Origin of the sequence: Paenibacillus durus (genome assembly GCF_000756615.1) — a bacterium.
In the GTDB taxonomy this organism is placed as follows: domain Bacteria; phylum Bacillota; class Bacilli; order Paenibacillales; family Paenibacillaceae; genus Paenibacillus_AQ; species Paenibacillus_AQ durus.
Window position 1 is genome coordinate 2,079,738 of the sequence record NZ_CP009288.1, and the last position, 15,425, is coordinate 2,095,162.

Annotated in this window: 13 protein-coding genes and 1 pseudogene; 9 read left to right on the plus strand and 5 right to left on the minus strand. The window is 54.7% G+C overall.

The annotated features are described in order from the left end of the window. Positions 1-5 precede the first annotated feature (5 nt). Complete coding sequence (locus PDUR_RS09320) at positions 6-1,373, minus strand: YheC/YheD family endospore coat-associated protein (RefSeq protein ID WP_042206030.1); 1,368 nt, start codon at positions 1,371-1,373, stop codon at positions 6-8. A gap of 228 nt (positions 1,374-1,601) precedes the next feature. Between PDUR_RS09320 and PDUR_RS09325 the strand changes: the two genes are divergently transcribed. The 3 genes from PDUR_RS09325 to PDUR_RS09335 all read left to right on the plus strand — a co-directional run bounded on the left by PDUR_RS09325 (position 1,602) and on the right by PDUR_RS09335 (position 3,880). Next, positions 1,602-1,946 (plus strand): YlbF/YmcA family competence regulator, encoded by a 345-nt coding sequence (locus tag PDUR_RS09325; RefSeq protein WP_036596926.1) that lies wholly within the window; start codon positions 1,602-1,604, stop codon positions 1,944-1,946. Between the two features lie 155 nt (positions 1,947-2,101). Continuing rightward, on the plus strand, positions 2,102-2,383 hold the full coding sequence (locus PDUR_RS09330; RefSeq protein ID WP_042206032.1) for a hypothetical protein: 282 nt from the start codon (positions 2,102-2,104) through the stop codon (positions 2,381-2,383). Between the two features lie 162 nt (positions 2,384-2,545). Beyond that, positions 2,546-3,880 (plus strand): DRTGG domain-containing protein, encoded by a 1,335-nt coding sequence (locus PDUR_RS09335; RefSeq protein ID WP_042206033.1) that lies wholly within the window; start codon positions 2,546-2,548, stop codon positions 3,878-3,880. Positions 3,881-4,617: 737 nt separating this feature from the next. Here PDUR_RS09335 and PDUR_RS09340 read toward each other — a convergent pair. Next, positions 4,618-5,049 (minus strand): annotated as a pseudogene (locus PDUR_RS09340) (peptidase M28); the annotation flags it as partial. Between the two features lie 247 nt (positions 5,050-5,296). Between PDUR_RS09340 and PDUR_RS09345 the strand changes: the two are divergent. The 3 genes from PDUR_RS09345 (at position 5,297) to PDUR_RS27230 (ending at position 9,340) form a co-directional block, all read left to right on the plus strand. Beyond that, the gene (locus PDUR_RS09345) at positions 5,297-6,457 is read left to right on the plus strand and encodes a polysaccharide pyruvyl transferase family protein (protein WP_042206034.1); all 1,161 of its coding nucleotides are present in this window, start codon (positions 5,297-5,299) and stop codon (positions 6,455-6,457) included. Beyond that, positions 6,447-7,988 (plus strand): lipopolysaccharide biosynthesis protein, encoded by a 1,542-nt coding sequence (locus PDUR_RS09350; RefSeq protein WP_042206035.1) that lies wholly within the window; start codon positions 6,447-6,449, stop codon positions 7,986-7,988. The genes PDUR_RS09345 and PDUR_RS09350 overlap by 11 nt, the downstream gene beginning before the upstream one ends. 65 nt (positions 7,989-8,053) lie before the next feature. Beyond that, positions 8,054-9,340: a glycosyltransferase family 2 protein gene (locus PDUR_RS27230; RefSeq protein WP_052410140.1), complete on the plus strand. Its 1,287-nt coding sequence runs from the start codon at positions 8,054-8,056 to the stop codon at positions 9,338-9,340. A 97-nt stretch (positions 9,341-9,437) separates the two neighbouring features. Here the strand turns inward: PDUR_RS27230 and PDUR_RS09360 are convergent, their stop codons facing one another. Genes PDUR_RS09360 through PDUR_RS09370 form a run of 3 tightly spaced genes read right to left on the minus strand, consistent with a single transcriptional unit; the run spans position 9,438 to position 10,703 of the window. Next, positions 9,438-9,905 (minus strand): YtpI family protein, encoded by a 468-nt coding sequence (locus PDUR_RS09360; protein ID WP_233277514.1) that lies wholly within the window; start codon positions 9,903-9,905, stop codon positions 9,438-9,440. Then, complete coding sequence (locus PDUR_RS09365) at positions 9,872-10,375, minus strand: sporulation membrane protein YtrI (protein WP_042206037.1); 504 nt, start codon at positions 10,373-10,375, stop codon at positions 9,872-9,874. The genes PDUR_RS09360 and PDUR_RS09365 overlap by 34 nt, the downstream gene beginning before the upstream one ends. 4 nt (positions 10,376-10,379) lie before the next feature. Beyond that, positions 10,380-10,703 carry a YtrH family sporulation protein gene (locus PDUR_RS09370; RefSeq protein ID WP_042209213.1) on the minus strand — a complete coding sequence of 108 codons (324 nt, stop codon included), beginning with the start codon at positions 10,701-10,703 and terminating at the stop codon, positions 10,380-10,382. A 151-nt stretch (positions 10,704-10,854) separates the two neighbouring features. Here PDUR_RS09370 and PDUR_RS09375 point away from each other — a divergent pair, with 151 nt between their 5' ends. The 3 genes from PDUR_RS09375 to PDUR_RS09385 all read left to right on the plus strand — a co-directional run bounded on the left by PDUR_RS09375 (position 10,855) and on the right by PDUR_RS09385 (position 15,407). Next, positions 10,855-14,502, plus strand: a complete 3,648-nt coding sequence (locus PDUR_RS09375) for a DNA polymerase III subunit alpha (RefSeq protein ID WP_042206038.1) — start codon at positions 10,855-10,857, stop codon at positions 14,500-14,502. A 68-nt stretch (positions 14,503-14,570) separates the two neighbouring features. Beyond that, entirely contained in the window at positions 14,571-15,083 is a 513-nt protein-coding gene (locus tag PDUR_RS09380; RefSeq protein WP_042206039.1) for a phosphatidylglycerophosphatase A family protein, read from the plus strand. 135 nt (positions 15,084-15,218) lie between these two features. Continuing rightward, positions 15,219-15,407, plus strand: coding sequence for a hypothetical protein (locus PDUR_RS09385; RefSeq protein ID WP_025693333.1), 189 nt, complete (start codon positions 15,219-15,221; stop codon positions 15,405-15,407). Positions 15,408-15,425 lie beyond the last annotated feature (18 nt).

Genomic DNA, 15,425 nt, shown 5'->3' on the forward strand with positions numbered 1-15,425 from the left:
CCTCCTTATATACCGGCAAGGTAGCGGCAGTATTGGATCATCTGTTTGACGGATGGCCTGATTTTTGTTTCGTGCAGCGGAGTGTTGTCGTTCTTAGATGGTTTGGAATTGACTTCCAGCAGCCAGATTCGTCCGGATTGATCCATTCCGAGATCGATGCCCAGTTCGCCGAAATGGGCGGGAATGTGGGCCTCGACTCCTTTGGCTATGGCCAGTGCCGCCTTCGGAAGCTGAAGATTCGCACTTTCCTTGGTGCCGGGCGGAATAGAGCTTTTGCCAATCGCCTCACGGACGGTACTGAGGCTGCCGCCCCGGGCCAGGTTCGAGACGAAGTGGTTGTTCCCGGCGGTGCGGGCGACAATCGAGGTGACATGCCATTTCCCGGTGCCGTTCTTTTGCACAAGCGCGCGGAAATCGACCGGCCTGCGTCCGATTTCCATCAGAGGCAGGCCCTGCTGGATCTGAAAGCGGGTGGTCTTCATCTTTGGGGCGATGGCTTGATACAATTTGGTAAGACTCGGATAGATCTGCTTGCGGGTGCCCATTGGAGTTGTGGACTGCAGCCTGTAGCCGCCGCCTTCTTCACGGGAAACCCGCAGAATGCCTTTGCCGAGGCTGCCGCGGACGGGCTTAAGGAACACAACGGGGTAATGCCCGCACATTTTCTTAAGGGTCGCAAATCCGCTGAGCGAGTGGGACTCCGGCAAGTACCGCTGGAGGGCGGGATCATGCCGCAGAGCTTCGAACACCTCTGTCTTGTCGAGGAATTTTTCATTGAAGAAATGGGTGCCGTACCGAGATTTTACTTCCGCCAAAAAATGCTGTACGCTAGGTTTATTCTCTGCTTTACGCGTCGTAAGCCTGTTATTGATGACGTCGGCGACGGGCAGCTTCGATCTTTTCCAGCCCTCGTCATACACCCAGCCCGAAATCGTGGAACCGGTGCTTTCCAGCGCTTCGGGCGTAAAGAAATAGACAAAAGCTCCTTGCGCACGGCAAGCGTTCGTCAATTCACGGCAGAACAGGGTGATCGGACCGAACAGCCTCTCGGGATGCTCGGGATGCTCCCGGCTGACGAGCACGCCGATCAGCGGCCCGAGCCGGAGGATCCGGCTTCCTGAACTGTAGGAGGCGTTCAGAACATTCCGGGCCCTCCACCCGGTCTTTCGCGCCAAGCCTTCGCTGACGCGCAGGCTGTCGGATTTAGGGGCCGGTATGACAGTGACCTCCTGACGGAAAGAACCGAAGGACAGATAGACCGGTCCGTGCGCGGGGATTTTGAGTTTTTTGATGAGCCGGTCGCCGAGCATAACAGCGTTCTCCTGCAGAATGCCCGAGTGCACCGTATGGACCGGGATCTTTAGCTTTGACATCGTGGATCTCCTTCCGATAGGCAGCGTGATGCGGGCTGTTAGACAGCTGAGGTCTACATATCATTCATCATATGGAGTCATACGCCCCTTGGTGATTGCCCCATCGTCCGAGAGGTCCCTTACTCACAAGGGAGGCATAGATTTAAGGCGCTAAACGAAGGCTTGTTAAGCAGGATTTGCGAAGTTACACGGGATGTTATACTAACACAACTTTTAGGAGGGAAAGCCATGAACATCTATGATAAGGCGCATGAATTGGCCCGGGCAATCAAGGAGAGCGGCGAGGTGGCGGACATTACCGCCGCGCTTAAGCTGGTGGAGGCCGACCCGGAGAGCAGCAGGATGCTGAACAATTTTCGCAGCAGCCAGCAGGAGCTTCAGGAGCGGATGATGGCCGGGGAAATGCCGGCTCCGGAAGAGATGGAGAAGATGGAGAAGCTGTTCGAGGTGCTGAACCTGAACCTTGGCATCCGCCGCCTGTTCGAAGCGGAACGCCGCCTGAGCGTCGTCATCGAAGACGTGAACAAGATTATTTCCGGCAGCCTGGAGCATTTGTACGGAGCGGACGTCTAAGATACCTCGGGAAAATGGCGGCGGACTACTAATCAATAACTCCCCGTCCTGTCCTTGTCCGCGAACTGCGGCATTTTGTACGACTTGTCTCATAATCCCGGCCGTGCGCTCATAGAGTAGAGTATAGATTCATTACGAAGGAGCTGGCTGGAGAAATGAGAAAAAGAAACAAGTTCAAGCATGTGCTTTACCTGATCCTGGCGCTGGTCATGCTGCTGTATGCGCTGCCGAGATTGTCGCCGGACGGGCCGGCGCCGGTGTTCGTGTTCGGGGCGTTGTGGGTCGCTTTTGCCCTGCTCGTGATTGCCGCCCATCTCCATTTTATTATCGGGGTGGACGAGGAGAAGGCGAAGCGGCTGGAAGCGGTGCGCAAGGCGAAGCTTAAGATGTGGCAGGAAAAATGGGACGAAAAAGGCAGAGCGGCCCAAAGACTATAGCCCTTTTGGCATACGGCCTGTCCGGCATAATCCGGCGGGCCGTTTTTGAGTTGAACCGGAACCGCGGCGGCATGAGACTCAGGAATCATTTGACGTTCGTACCCGATTGCGACTACAATACAGATACAGTGTAGTACAGTTTTGGGGTCGGGGGTGTAACAGTTGGAAAATCAAGGCGATGCAGTCACAAAGCACGAACAACTGCTGCAGCATATTGAAAACTTAAAGGTGGGCTCTAAAATATCGGTCCGCAAGCTGGCGAGGGAAATGGCTGTCAGCGAGGGAACGGCATACCGGGCGGTCAAGGAAGCGGAGAACTTGGGTATTGTCATTACCAAGGAGCGTATTGGAACCGTCCGGGTAGAAAAGAAGCCCCGGGGCATCTCAGAGCAGCTTACGTTCGGCGATGTGGTTGACATTGTCGAGGGACATGTGCTCGGAGGCGTGAACGGACTGGACAAGCCTCTGCATAAATATGTAATCGGCGCGATGAAGATCGACGCGATGATCCGCTATATTGACGCGGACAGCCTGCTGATCGTCGGCAACCGCGACGATGTGCATTCGCTGGCGCTGGAGCAGGGCGCGGGTGTGCTTGTGACCGGCGGCTTCGGGACGAGCCGCGAGGTTAAGGAACTGGCGGACAAGCTTGATCTTCCGGTCATTTCTTCCCGCCACGATACCTTTACCGTGGCCTATATGATCAACCGCGCGATTTTTGACAGATTAATCAAGAAAAAGATTATGCTTATCGAGGATATTGTCGACCGTAAGCCGCGAATCAACACGCTGAAAATATCCAGCACGGCCGGCGAGCTGCTTCGTCTCTCCAAGGAGAGCGGGGAACAGCGGTTTCCCGTCACGGATGAATGGAACCGCGTCATCGGCATCATCGGCCGCCGTGACGTGGAGGATCTGCCGAAGGACCAGACCATCGAGAAGATGATGGTCCGAGGTCCTATTACGGCGGGCCTGCAGACATCGCTTGCCTCGGCGGCCCAAATCATGATGTGGGAGGGCATTGATTTTCTGCCCATCATTGACCGCAACCGCAAGCTGGTCGGCTCGCTTACCCGCAAAGAAGTGCTCCAGAGCCTGAGGGATGTGCGCAATCAGCCGCAGCTCGGGGAGACCTTCGACCATCTCATATGGAACGGGTTCGCCGAGGAGCGGAACGGGGAGGGCAAGCTGTTCTTCCACGGCTTTATCACTCCGCAGATGGCGACGGATTTAGGTACGATATCCGAAGGGGTTATTTCCACACTGATGATGCATTCCGCATTCAAGGCGGCCAAGGATATAACCGGGAGCGATCATGTGCTCGATAATATGTCCACCTATTTTGTGCGGCCGGTCCAGATTGAGGACTCCGTTATCGTGACGCCAAGGCTGCTCGAGAGCAGCCGCCGGACCTGCAAGCTGGAAATCGAGATCACCCACCACGACAGCTTGGTCGCCAAATCCGTGCTGATGCTGCAATCGATCGATCATGGATAGCCCAGCTAGGGAATTCCTCTACTGAACCGGGGCATTTAAGGACTTCGTCTTACTTAAGACGGGGTCCTTTTTTTTAGATTAAAGAGTTTATAAGTTTTCAGCGGAGCTGAACGATTCTTTAATCGCAAGAAAAACAACCGCTAATCAGGGATTAGTCAACTTCTTCGAGAAGACTCCGATCCAGATGTTCTTAGGTGGGATTTAAGTAGGTGGAATTTAGGTAGGTGGACGGGGCCACCCGAATGGAAGCGGGGGATTCTTCTTCAGTTTAGGGGGCGTGGTGAAGCAAATAATGCAGAAAACCTGAAATTGTGCATCTTTTGGTCGACTAAGAACACCTATTGTATAACACGCCTGCAAAAATGCAGGTTTGTTCCCATTCAGCCTCAAATTCAGTCAGAACAGCCTCAAATCCCTGTATAATTGCAGGTTTACTTTGAGAAAAAACATATTTGATCGAAAAAAGCTGCATTTTAGCTGTTTTGCAATGATGTTGAACTAAAATCACCACCCACCTGACCTGTCCCTTGATGTTAGAGCGATTGCCCGAATTCCTAACTCGGTTTGATGGAGGAATTGCCGAATAGAAAAGCAAAAGCCAGCAAGTCTCCAATAACCGAAAGACTTGCTTCTTATCTTGTTTAGGAAGGTGGCCGTACCGCAGGTATATTCACTTCTAGGACAGCTCCAGGTGTTAGATCGGCATGTGTTCCAGCGCCGCCAACCCCATGACCGTAGCTGCGCTCAATAAGGGTCTGCAGCGTCGTATGGTCAAGTCCTTCCACCAGCTTGATCAGCAACTCGCTAGCCGCGTCGATATCATCGGCATGGATCATGGATGCGGAAGTATGAATATAACGGGAACAGGTGCCGACGATTACGGTGGAAGGCACGCCGATTCCCCTTACGTGAACCTGGCCTGCATACGTACCGCCATGGGAGAGAAAATATTGATATTTGATCCGGTGCGTATCCGCCGTATCCTGCACATATTAGAGCATCCCGCGATAGGTAATCATGGTCGGATCAAAGATGCGCAGCAGCGCGCCTTCTCCAAGCCGCCCGAACGCCTGCTTGTCCCCGGTCATATCTGAGGCGGCGCTTGCGTCAAGTCCGAAGAAAATATCCGGCTGAAAGAGGTTCACCGAAGTTTGCGCACCCCGCAACCCTCTAAAGGATTAGTGGCAAGGTGTCTCTTAGGAGGAGAACGTTGCTCCGAAAGTTGTCATTTTCTGCATTATTATTGCCAACGTAAGAAAGTTTATCTTAGAATTGGAACAAAGTTAAAACGGTTTTCAGAAATTTTCCGATCTGCTTTCCCTTCTCTTGCAGAAGAGCCTATTCGTTGCCGATTTTCGGTTGTCGAACACGTAAAGATATGGAACGCCCATATTTATTAACGGAAGGGATGAAGAAATGAAAAGAATCATGATTCACGCTTACGCCAAATTAAATCTGGGTGATGACCTCTTTATCAAGGTGCTCTGCGAGAGATATCCGGACACCCGCTTTATTCTCCCCGCCCGAAAGGAGTACAAGCAGTGTTTAGCATCGCTGCACAACCTTACCGTATACCCGATTGAATCGCTATGGGTTCGCGGCGTCAGAAAGCTTCTGAAAAAGTTAAAAGGCATTGATTTTCAAAAGATCCTTCTGAAGAGGCTTGCCGGACGCTGTGACGGAGTCGTTCAGATCGGCGGTTCCATGTATATGCAGGGAGCAGGCTGGAAAAAGGACTATTCATGGAAGCTGGATGTTTTTGATGCTAAAAAGCCATTCTACGTCCTTGGCGCCAATTTTGGCCCCTATAAGGATGACCTGTTCTACGAAAAGTACAGAGAGTTGTTCTCCACATATACCGACATCTGCTTCCGGGACCAATATTCTCACGAGCTGTATAAGGATCTGGGCAACGTGAGACTGGCGCCGGATATTATCTTTCAGCATCCGAAGCATGGCAACTCGGAGAGCGGGAAGCATATCGTCATTTCCGTCATCAAACCCTCGGCCCGCGACAGCCTTAAAGGCCTCGACTCTTTGTATTACAACAAAATCAAAGATATCGCCGTTGCCTTTATTGAGGAAGGGCATGAGGTGAAGCTGATGTCTTTTTGCCAACATGAAGGGGACGAGGAGGCGGTCCAAACGATTCTTTCCTTAATTCCGCAGCCGTATGCCGATCACGCCTCCCCGTATTTTTACACAACGAATCTGGAAGAAGCCGTTGGAATATTAGCCTCTTCCAGTATGATCGTCGCGACGCGGTTCCATGCCATGATTCTCGGTTGGGTCTTCGGCAAACCCGTATTTCCTATCGCCTACAGCGATAAGACCATCAATGTCATGAACGACGCCCATTTTACGGGAGCCTATGCCGATCTAAAAACAATGGAGTCGCTGGAGCCTGAATCGGTCGTCCGCAGCTTTGACACGAACCTGCTGAACGTTTCCGTTCTCGCCAGACAGGCTGAGAAACATTTTGAAAAGTTGGATCACTATTTGGGGAACAGCAAAAATGCGGAAGAAGCGGCGGCTCTAACCCCGGCCGTTTTTGCAAGGAGGGGCCATGAAAGCTAAACGCAGCATTCTTAACCTTGTCTTCGGCTTGGGCAGCCAGCTCATCACCATTGTGCTAAGCATCTTCATCCCCCGGCTGATTATGGTCAACTACGGGTCGGAGGCCAACGGTCTTGTATCTTCCGTCGTTCAGATCATTGCCTACCTGGCCCTGCTGGAAGCGGGAGTAGGTGCGGCTTCACTTCAGGCGCTGTACAAGCCGATCGCGCAGAACAACCGGGAAAGCATCAATTCCATCCTGTCCGCCACCGCCATGTATTACAAAAAAACGGGGTTTTATTATCTGCTCTCCGTTATCGCCATAGCGGCGATTTATCCATTCGCGGTAAAGTCGGAGCTTGGCATGTGGCAGGTTATGGGCATTGTCCTGTTCAACGGCCTGGGCGGCGCCATCAATTATTACTATCAGGGCAAATTCAGGGTGTACCTGTTGGCCGAAGGCAAGAGCTATGTGGATACCTCAGTCGTCACCATCGGGAATATCATCAACAACCTGGTGCGGATCGTGCTGCTGCTGCAAAGCGTGGATATCGTGCTTGTGCAGGCTTCCTATTTTGCCGTGACGCTGCTTCAGATGGTCGCCTTCCATTTCTACAAGAACCGGCATTACAAATGGATAGATTTTAACAAGGAGCCGGATCTTGCGGCCATCAACCAGAAAAATTTCGTGCTCGTCCATGAGCTGTCCTATATGATATTCCGAAACACCGACGTGCTGGTTCTGACCTTTTTCACCAATCTGAAAATCGTCAGCGTCTACGTGATGTATAACATGATTTTTACCATCATCGACAACATCGTCAATACGGTCAATACGAGCGTCCGGTTCGCTCTGGGGCACAGCTATCACGAGGGCCGGGCGAAATTCATCAAGCTGTACGATGCGTACGAGCTGTATTTCATGGCATTCGTCTTTTCGCTGATGACCGTCGCTTATATTCTGATTTTGCCGTTTATCACCCTGTACACATCCGGCGTTAACGACGTCGATTATGTGCTCTACTGGATTCCGATCCTGTTCGTGGCGCAAAAGCTGCTGATCAACGCGCGTTCTTCCGCCAACAATGTCATCAATATCGCCGGACATTTCAAAAATACACTGACCCGTTCGTTGCTCGAATCCGGCATCAATCTGGCCGCTTCGCTGATTCTGGTGCAGTTCCTGGGCATTTACGGTGTGCTGCTGGGTACGGTGGCCGCGCTGCTGTACCGCTCCACGGATATTATTTTGTACGCCAACCGGAGGCTGCTTGAGCGAAGTCCCTGGATCACGTTCCGGAGGTGGCTTACGAATATCGCCGTATTTGCGGGAATCATTTATCTGAACAGTCTTGTAGACTATTCATTCGACTCCTATCTTTCGATTATTTTGGGGGCCTTCGTGCTTGGAATCATCATTCTGCCGATCTATATCGCCGTGGCGTCCATTCTGGAACGCGAGGTATTTATGGATAGTCTCAGTCTGTTCAAGGGTCTCGGCGTAAAAATGAGGGCCAAGTTCGTTCCCGGGAAAGTCAAGGTTAGCGGCTGACCTCAGATCTGACATCGGATAAGAATATTGCAGCATTTCGGGGCTAAGACTGGAGGGGTGTGAAAATGGAACAAGAAGAATACATGAGGCAGGCCTGCCGCAGGTTTTTGGACCAAGTGAGTTTGAAGCTCGAGGGAGGTCCGGTTGCGGAAAAGGATTTGCTTGAAAAATGCGAGGCCTATATTCAGCAGGAGAAGCCTGAAGCGCGGGAAGCATTGACGTCGCTGTCGCAGGTTATCATCCGCCAGGCTGATGGTAAGGATGCCTTGGAGGTTCTTCGTTTCTACCTGGACAGCCAGTTTGGACTCGGCGATTCGAAAGAAGCCGGCCTGCTGGAAACCAAGCTCGCGGCACTTAGGGACCGCTCGAAGAGCGAAGCCCGGTCCGGAGCGGTTCCCAAAATCAGCGTCATCATTACAACGTATAACCGCAAGGATTTTCTGCGCCAGGCGGTTGAAAGCATATTGGCCCAGGATTATCCGAACAAAGAGATCGTCGTCATCGACGACGCCTCGACGGACGGTACGGAGGTTCTGATGGAGGAGCGCTTCGGAGACGAGGAACACGTCATTTACATGCGTAATGAGACCAACCGGGGCCCGGGAGCGAACCGGCTTGCGGCTTTCACCGCGCACGGGGACGGAGAATACGTTCTCTTCCTGGACGACGACGATTACTTGATCGACAGCGGATATTTCAGCCGGGCTGCAGCCTTTCACGAAAGCCGTCCCGGTCTTTCCTTCGTCGCCGCCAACGTCTTTCTGGAATATTCCGCCTCGCAGCGGCTGAAGCTTCAGGAAATCGGGCTATCCGAGGTGACAGATCGGCGAACTTATTTTCTGAATTTCGAGCGCCCGGGCTATGGGAAACCGGCTTCCACGCTCACCACCCTCTTTAGGCGGGAAGCACTGATCAGCATGGATATTCTTCAAATGAATATGGTGAACGACGCGTCCATCTATCTTCGTTCCCTGCTGGTCGGCGACGCGGGATTCATTGATGCGGTGGTGGGCGTATACCGGATTCACGGCAACAACATTACATTCAATCTGTCCCGGGATTTTCTCGTACGGAATCTGGAAGAGAAGCGCAGCATCCGCAATCTGGCTATCGAGCGGTACAGCTATCAGAAGAAGGAGATGAACGGCTGGTTCAACAACACCGCTTACGATACGATCGTGTATTATCTATGGAATTCGGCCAAAACGAAGGACGATTTCATGTACATGTATCAATGGATACGCAGCAACTGCCCGGACATCTACGGCAAAATAAAGCAGGAGTTCCGCGTGCGGCTGATTAAAAAGCAGATTCTCCAGGTTCCCTTTATCCGGAAGCTGATTCGCCGGTAATGGGAAAGAGGGGAAACAAACAGCCTTCCTGTCCCGAAAGGGAGGAGGGCTGTTTGAGCGTCTTCAAAGCCAGGTACGCCGCTTCAGCATGACCGCCTCACCGCTGTGGCCGGGACTTGCCCGCTCCGCTGTAATAGCCATAGCTGCGCAGCCCGGAAAAAATGTTGAAGGCGCCAAGCAACAGAAACACCGCTTCCACAATTATACTGACGGTGGAGCCGTGAAATAGAAACATCGACATCAGCGCAAGCAGTACGAGCATCGATCCAAGCAAAATATTCATGACCGCCCGCTTCAGTCCCCGTTCTTCGGAGCTTTCGGCGCGGCGGGATGCGGCGCTGTAATAAGCGGCGCCGAGAACGGAGAGGGTCAGCAGGAGAAACAGCAGATATTTGATAAACAGAATCATGTGCGCCTCCTTGCACTCTTCGTCTGCCGCCCGGGATGCAGCTGCCTGAAAGACGGCGGTAAAGCGGTTTCTTAGTATATTGTAGCACGGTTTCAGGAGCCTGCCCATGCGTTTCCCGAAGATCAGAGCTGCTTGCCCGGCACGATCTCGATCCAAATCTGCAGGACGCCTTCCATGACAAGCATTGTCCGGATGCGGACCGCATATTCCTTGTCGCGCACGAGGTACACCTTGCCGCTGAGCAGTAGACGGGCCATTTTACTATCCTCGTCGATCTCGAAGACGCTGCGTCCCCGCATCGGCGCGAGGTCGTCGCCCATTTTGCGGACAATGTCTTTTACGGTTGCCGAATCCAGCTCATTCGCGCTTCCCTGTGATCCGCCGTCCTCAGTCCGGATTTTGATTTCCTTGATGACCGTCGAGCTGTTTTTGTATTTTTTCAGAGTCAGAATATCCCTCTTATTCTGTTCCAGCTGCACGCGCAGATCCTGATTGTCCAGCCACAGCGTATTGAAGCCGAGGTGAAAAATCGCATTGTACACCGCGCTGCCGACGATCATCCCCAGCACAAAAATGGCCGACATCCGGGAGAACCGGCGAAACTGCTGAAAGGGCGGAACCCTCATGGCCTTACCCCCTGCCGCATACCCATTTGACCAGCTCGCTGCCCATATGCGCCCCAAGGAAAGCGAAGACCAGATATAATATCTGCTTAATGGCCGGAGACAGATTGCCGTCCAGCATATTGCTCTCGATGACCCGCATCGGATCGATGGTGCCGCCGACGGCGGCGGCCAGCGCCCAGATTTTGATCCGGTCAGCCACATCCAGCATTGTCTGCGTCGGCGGCTGGATCGATACGACCGCCCCGATGCCGCCCAGCATGGCGCCGCCCAGCACGATGCCGAAGGCGATAAAGAAATCGAGGACAGCCTTGCTTAAAAATACGTTCATATAGTCCTCCTTTGCCGGGACGCGGCCCATCTCAAGCGCTTTTCGCCTGTCCCTGTACTCTCCCTTCATTCTATGGGCCTTTCTCCCTTCAATATGATAAAATAGTTGTATTACTGGACAATTTGTCCGAGGCGGGAAAGGAAGTGGGATCATGAGTCCTTTCGTGCATCTGCATGTGCACAGCGAATACAGTTTATTGGACGGGGCGGCGCGCATTGCCGATCTGGTGCGCCGGGCCGGCGAACACGGCATGAAGTCGCTGGCGCTGACCGATCACGGAGTGATGTACGGGGTGATCCCTTTTTATAAAGCGTGCAAGGAGAACGGCATCAAGCCGATCATCGGCTGTGAGGCTTACCTGACAGCAGGATCGCGCCGCGAGCGCGGCAGCCGCAAGGATCAGCCGATCTACCACCTTATTCTGCTCGCGAGGAACGAAGAAGGATACCGCAATCTGATGAGACTCGTCTCCATCGGCCAGCTGGAAGGCTATCACTATAAGCCAAGAATCGACATGGAAGCCCTTGCCGCGCACGCGGAGGGCCTTATTTGTCTAAGCTCCTGCCTTGGAGGAGAGGTGCCCCAGCATCTGCTTCACGGACGGGACGGGGAGGCGAAGAAGGCGGCGCTGCGGTACAAAGAGATTTTCGGCGAATATTTCTATCTGGAGCTGCAGGATCACGGAATGCCCGAACAAAAAAGAGTGAATCCGAAGCTGATTGCTCTGGCCGAAGAGACGGGCATCCCCCTGGTCGTCACCAATGACGTGCATTACCTGTCTAGGGAGGATTCCGAGGTCCAGGATGTACTGATCTGCATTGGCACGGGCAAGACGGTGGATGATGAAGAACGGCTGCGAATCGGCACGGATCAGCTCTATTTAAAGAGCGGCGAGGAAATGGCCGCGCTGTTTCCGCATGTACCGGAGGCGATAGCCAATACCGCTGTTATCGCTGACCAATGCAATCTGGAGCTGGAATTTGGCAAGCACATACTGCCCGCCTACTCTCCGCTGCCCGAAGGACTGGATGCCGCCGCCTATTTGCGCCGACTGTGCGAAGCGGGCCTGCAGGAACGCTATAAAGACACTCCCCGGTGGGAATCGGAGGAGGGCCGGAAGCTTGCGGAGGAGCGGCTGGCCTATGAGCTTGGTGTTATTGAGACGATGGGCTTCTCCGATTATTTTCTGATCGTCTGGGATTTTATCGCCTTTTGCCACAGGCAGGACATTGCGACAGGGCCGGGAAGAGGCTCGTCCGCAGGCAGCCTCACCGCCTACTGCCTGCGGATTACCGACGTCGATCCGCTGAAGTACAACCTGCTGTTCGAGCGCTTTCTGAATCCCGAGCGGATCACGATGCCCGATATCGACATTGATTTCAGCGACGAGCGGCGCGACGAGGTCATATCCTATGTGGCGGATAAATACGGCGAAGAGCATGTCGCCCAGATTATTACGTTCGGAACTCTGGCGGCGCGGGCTGCAGTGCGCGATGTGGGACGGGCGCTGAACCTGCCCTACGGGGAAGTGGACAAAGCGGCGAAGCTGATCCCCGGGACACTCGGCATCAGCATCGCTAGGGCGCTGGAGAGCAGCCCGGATCTCAAGGCGCTGTACCAGGGCAATCCAAAGACCCGGGATTTGCTGGACATGGCGATGAAGGTGGAAGGCATGCCAAGGCATGCCTCGACGCACGCCGCCGGGGTCGTCATATCCCGGGGGCCGCTTACTGATGCCGTTCCGCTGCAGGAGGGCAATGAAGGGGCGGCCTTAACCCAGTATTCGATGGAGCATTTGGAGAGCATCGGGCTGCTGAAGATGGACTTTCTTGGCCTTAGAACGCTGTCCATTATCGAGCGGTGCATGAACTGGATCGGACAGATGACCGGCAGCGCGCCGGATTTCCGGGAGATTCCCGATGATGACGAAGCGACTTATGCGATGCTGGGCCACGGCGAGACGACGGGCGTGTTCCAATTGGAGTCGGCGGGCATTCGCCGGGTGCTTAAGGATCTGAAGCCGACCGTGTTCGAGGATATCATTTCGGTGCTGGCGCTGTACCGGCCGGGTCCGATGGAATTTATTCCGAAATATATTCAAGGCAAGCACGGGCTTGCCGAAGTGGAATATCCGCATCCCGATCTGATCCCGATCCTGTCCGATACCTACGGTATCATCGTCTATCAGGAGCAGATCATGCAGATCGCATCGGGGATGGCCGGATTTTCGCTTGGCGAAGCGGATCTGCTGCGCAGAGCCGTATCCAAGAAGAAGCGCGAGACGCTGGACCGCGAGCGCGGCCATTTTGTAAGGGGAAGCCTGAAGCATGGCTACGGGGAAGCCGACGCGAATGCGGTCTACGACATGATCGTGCGCTTTGCCGATTACGGCTTCCCCCGCGCCCATGCCGCGGCTTACGGCGTGCTGGCCTTCCAGACGGCTTACCTCAAGGCCCATTATCCAGTGCAGTTTATGGCTTCCATGCTGACGGCGGTGACGGGCGTTCACCGCAAGGTGGCGGAGTACGTGCTGGAATGCCGGCGCATGGGCATCGGCGTGCTGCCGCCGGATGTGAATGACAGCGGCGTTCTGTTCACGCCGGTGGACGGCGGCAGCGGCGCGGGCGGACATATCCGCTTCGGGCTGGCGGCGATCAAGAATGTCGGCACGCTGGCCGTTGAGAGTATACTCGAAGCCCGGAAGGAGCGGCCCTTTGACAGCCTGCTCGATTTCTGCCGCCGCGTTGACCTCAGAGTCTGCAACAAGCGCGTCGTGGAATCGCTGATCCAGGCGGGGGCTTTTGACGGCCTGCCCGGGCACCGGGCGCAGCTGCTGGCCATGCTGGACGAGACGGTGGACGCGGCCGCCAAATGGCGCAAGGAGCGTGAGGAGCTGCAAATTCAGCTATTCGACGACCTTGTCGAAATGCCGAACTGGGATATCCGGTATCCCGATATTCCGAAGTTTACAGCGGGACAGCAGCTGGAGCTGGAGCGCGAACTGCTCGGCCTGTATCTGTCGGGCCACCCGCTCGACGACTTCGCGGAGCTGCTGGAAGAACCGGGGATTTCGCGGCTGATGGATCTCGGCGAAGCTCCCGATGAGAGCGTGACGGTTACGGCGGGAATGGTCGTATCCGTCAAGGAAATTATGACAAAGGCCGGCAAGGCGATGGCCTTTGTCGAATGGGAAGACCAGATCGAGCGCTGCGAGGTCGTGCTGTTCCCCGAGGTGTGGAAGCGCAGCCGGGCGCTTGTCGCCAAGGGCGCGCTGCTTGCTCTGCGCGCCAAGGTGCAGCAGCAGGACGAAGGCTTCAAGCTGCTGGCCGACGAGGTGGCGCAGCTGTCGCCGGAGACGCTGCGCGGCCTGCTGCAGCGGCGCGCGGCTATGGCTGCGCGGCCGCAAGGGCACGGCCGGGCCGCACCGGCCGGCCCAGGCGCGGCTGCTGCGCCTGCCGTGGCCCACGGCCTGGCCGCAGGCCGCAGCCGCTCCGCCGGGCCGCAGGGCGGCCCGCAGGCTCCCGCACGGGCTGCGCGCCCGGCGGCGGCGCAGCCGGCGGACAGACCCGCCGGCCAGCGCGCCTACATCAAAATCACAGCCGCCTCGGAGGCCGGCGGCCTGCTGCCGCAGCTGAAAGAGCTGCTGCAGCGCCATCCCGGAGCGGTTCCTACGCTCCTGTTCTACGAGCGGGAGCAGAAGCTGATCGCGCTAAGCGACAGCTTTCGGATTAAACCGTCGCCGGAGCTGTTCGGTCTTGTCGAATCGGTCCTAGGACCAGGAACAATAAGAATAAAATAAGAACGTTTTGCCACTTTTTCGCATACATTAGGGAACCACAGGCTTCACTTGCGGAAAGGGGAATGATGATGTCCTATGAGCTGGCGGTGGATTTATTGGAGCGAAGAGGCGTTTCCATCGATTCGATTGCCGAGATTGTATACAAGCTGCAATCATCCTATTATCCGAATTTAAGCGGGGATGAGTGCATAGCGAGCGTCAAGGCCGTCCTGGGCAAAAGAGAGGTGCAATACACCTTGATGACGGGCATCACGCTGGATGAGCTGGCGGAGAAGAAGCAGCTGCCGCAGCCGTTTCAGGCGATTATGGAAGCCGATGAGTCGCTTTACGGGGCGGACGAGACATTGGCGCTTGGCATTACAGGCGTTTATGGTATGATCGGTCTGACAGGATTCGGTTATCTGGACAAAATCAAACTGGGCGTCATCGGAGTCCTGAACGAGCGGAAGGACGGAATTCATGTCTTTCTGGACGATCTGGTCGCAGGCATAGCCGCTGCGGCTTCGGCAAGAATCGCACATCGGCATGAGGGGGCGAAGGTGTATCCCGCCCGCGTAAATCCGGCGGAAATTGAGCCGTAAAGCATAAATCCGGCGCGGTCTTTCCCGCGTTCCCCTCCTTCCTCTTTTGTTGCAGTAAAAAAGAAAACTATGTTATCATGGTTCCATTATACGGGATACGGCTTTGGAATCGAGATGGGGAGGCCTCGTCAGGACATGTGGACGGTAATTTATATTGCGCCTACCGCCAAAGTGGCGGACATGATTAAGAGCAAGTTGACAGAAGAGGGATTTCTGGTAAAATGCCGTCCTGTCAATATGTCCAAGCAGCAGTTTGAGATTCTGGTTCCTTCCGGCGAGCTTGATGAAGTGCAGGAAGTGCTTAACCTGATTCTGCATCCCTAGATCGGCATCATTAGAGCA

Excerpts from the sequence above, each read along its gene's own strand:
- PDUR_RS09320 (WP_042206030.1), bottom strand. The coding sequence starts at position 1,373 with ATGTCAAAGCTAAAGATCCCGGTCCATACGGTGCACTCGGGCATTCTG.
- PDUR_RS09325 (WP_036596926.1), top strand. The coding sequence starts at position 1,602 with ATGAACATCTATGATAAGGCGCATGAATTGGCCCGGGCAATCAAGGAG.
- PDUR_RS09330 (WP_042206032.1), top strand. The coding sequence starts at position 2,102 with ATGAGAAAAAGAAACAAGTTCAAGCATGTGCTTTACCTGATCCTGGCG.
- PDUR_RS09345 (WP_042206034.1), top strand. The coding sequence starts at position 5,297 with ATGAAAAGAATCATGATTCACGCTTACGCCAAATTAAATCTGGGTGAT.
- PDUR_RS09350 (WP_042206035.1), top strand. The coding sequence starts at position 6,447 with ATGAAAGCTAAACGCAGCATTCTTAACCTTGTCTTCGGCTTGGGCAGC.
- PDUR_RS27230 (WP_052410140.1), top strand. The coding sequence starts at position 8,054 with ATGGAACAAGAAGAATACATGAGGCAGGCCTGCCGCAGGTTTTTGGAC.
- PDUR_RS09365 (WP_042206037.1), bottom strand. The coding sequence starts at position 10,375 with ATGAGGGTTCCGCCCTTTCAGCAGTTTCGCCGGTTCTCCCGGATGTCG.
- PDUR_RS09370 (WP_042209213.1), bottom strand. The coding sequence starts at position 10,703 with ATGAACGTATTTTTAAGCAAGGCTGTCCTCGATTTCTTTATCGCCTTC.
- PDUR_RS09375 (WP_042206038.1), top strand. The coding sequence starts at position 10,855 with ATGAGTCCTTTCGTGCATCTGCATGTGCACAGCGAATACAGTTTATTG.
- PDUR_RS09380 (WP_042206039.1), top strand. The coding sequence starts at position 14,571 with ATGTCCTATGAGCTGGCGGTGGATTTATTGGAGCGAAGAGGCGTTTCC.
- PDUR_RS09385 (WP_025693333.1), top strand. The coding sequence starts at position 15,219 with ATGTGGACGGTAATTTATATTGCGCCTACCGCCAAAGTGGCGGACATG.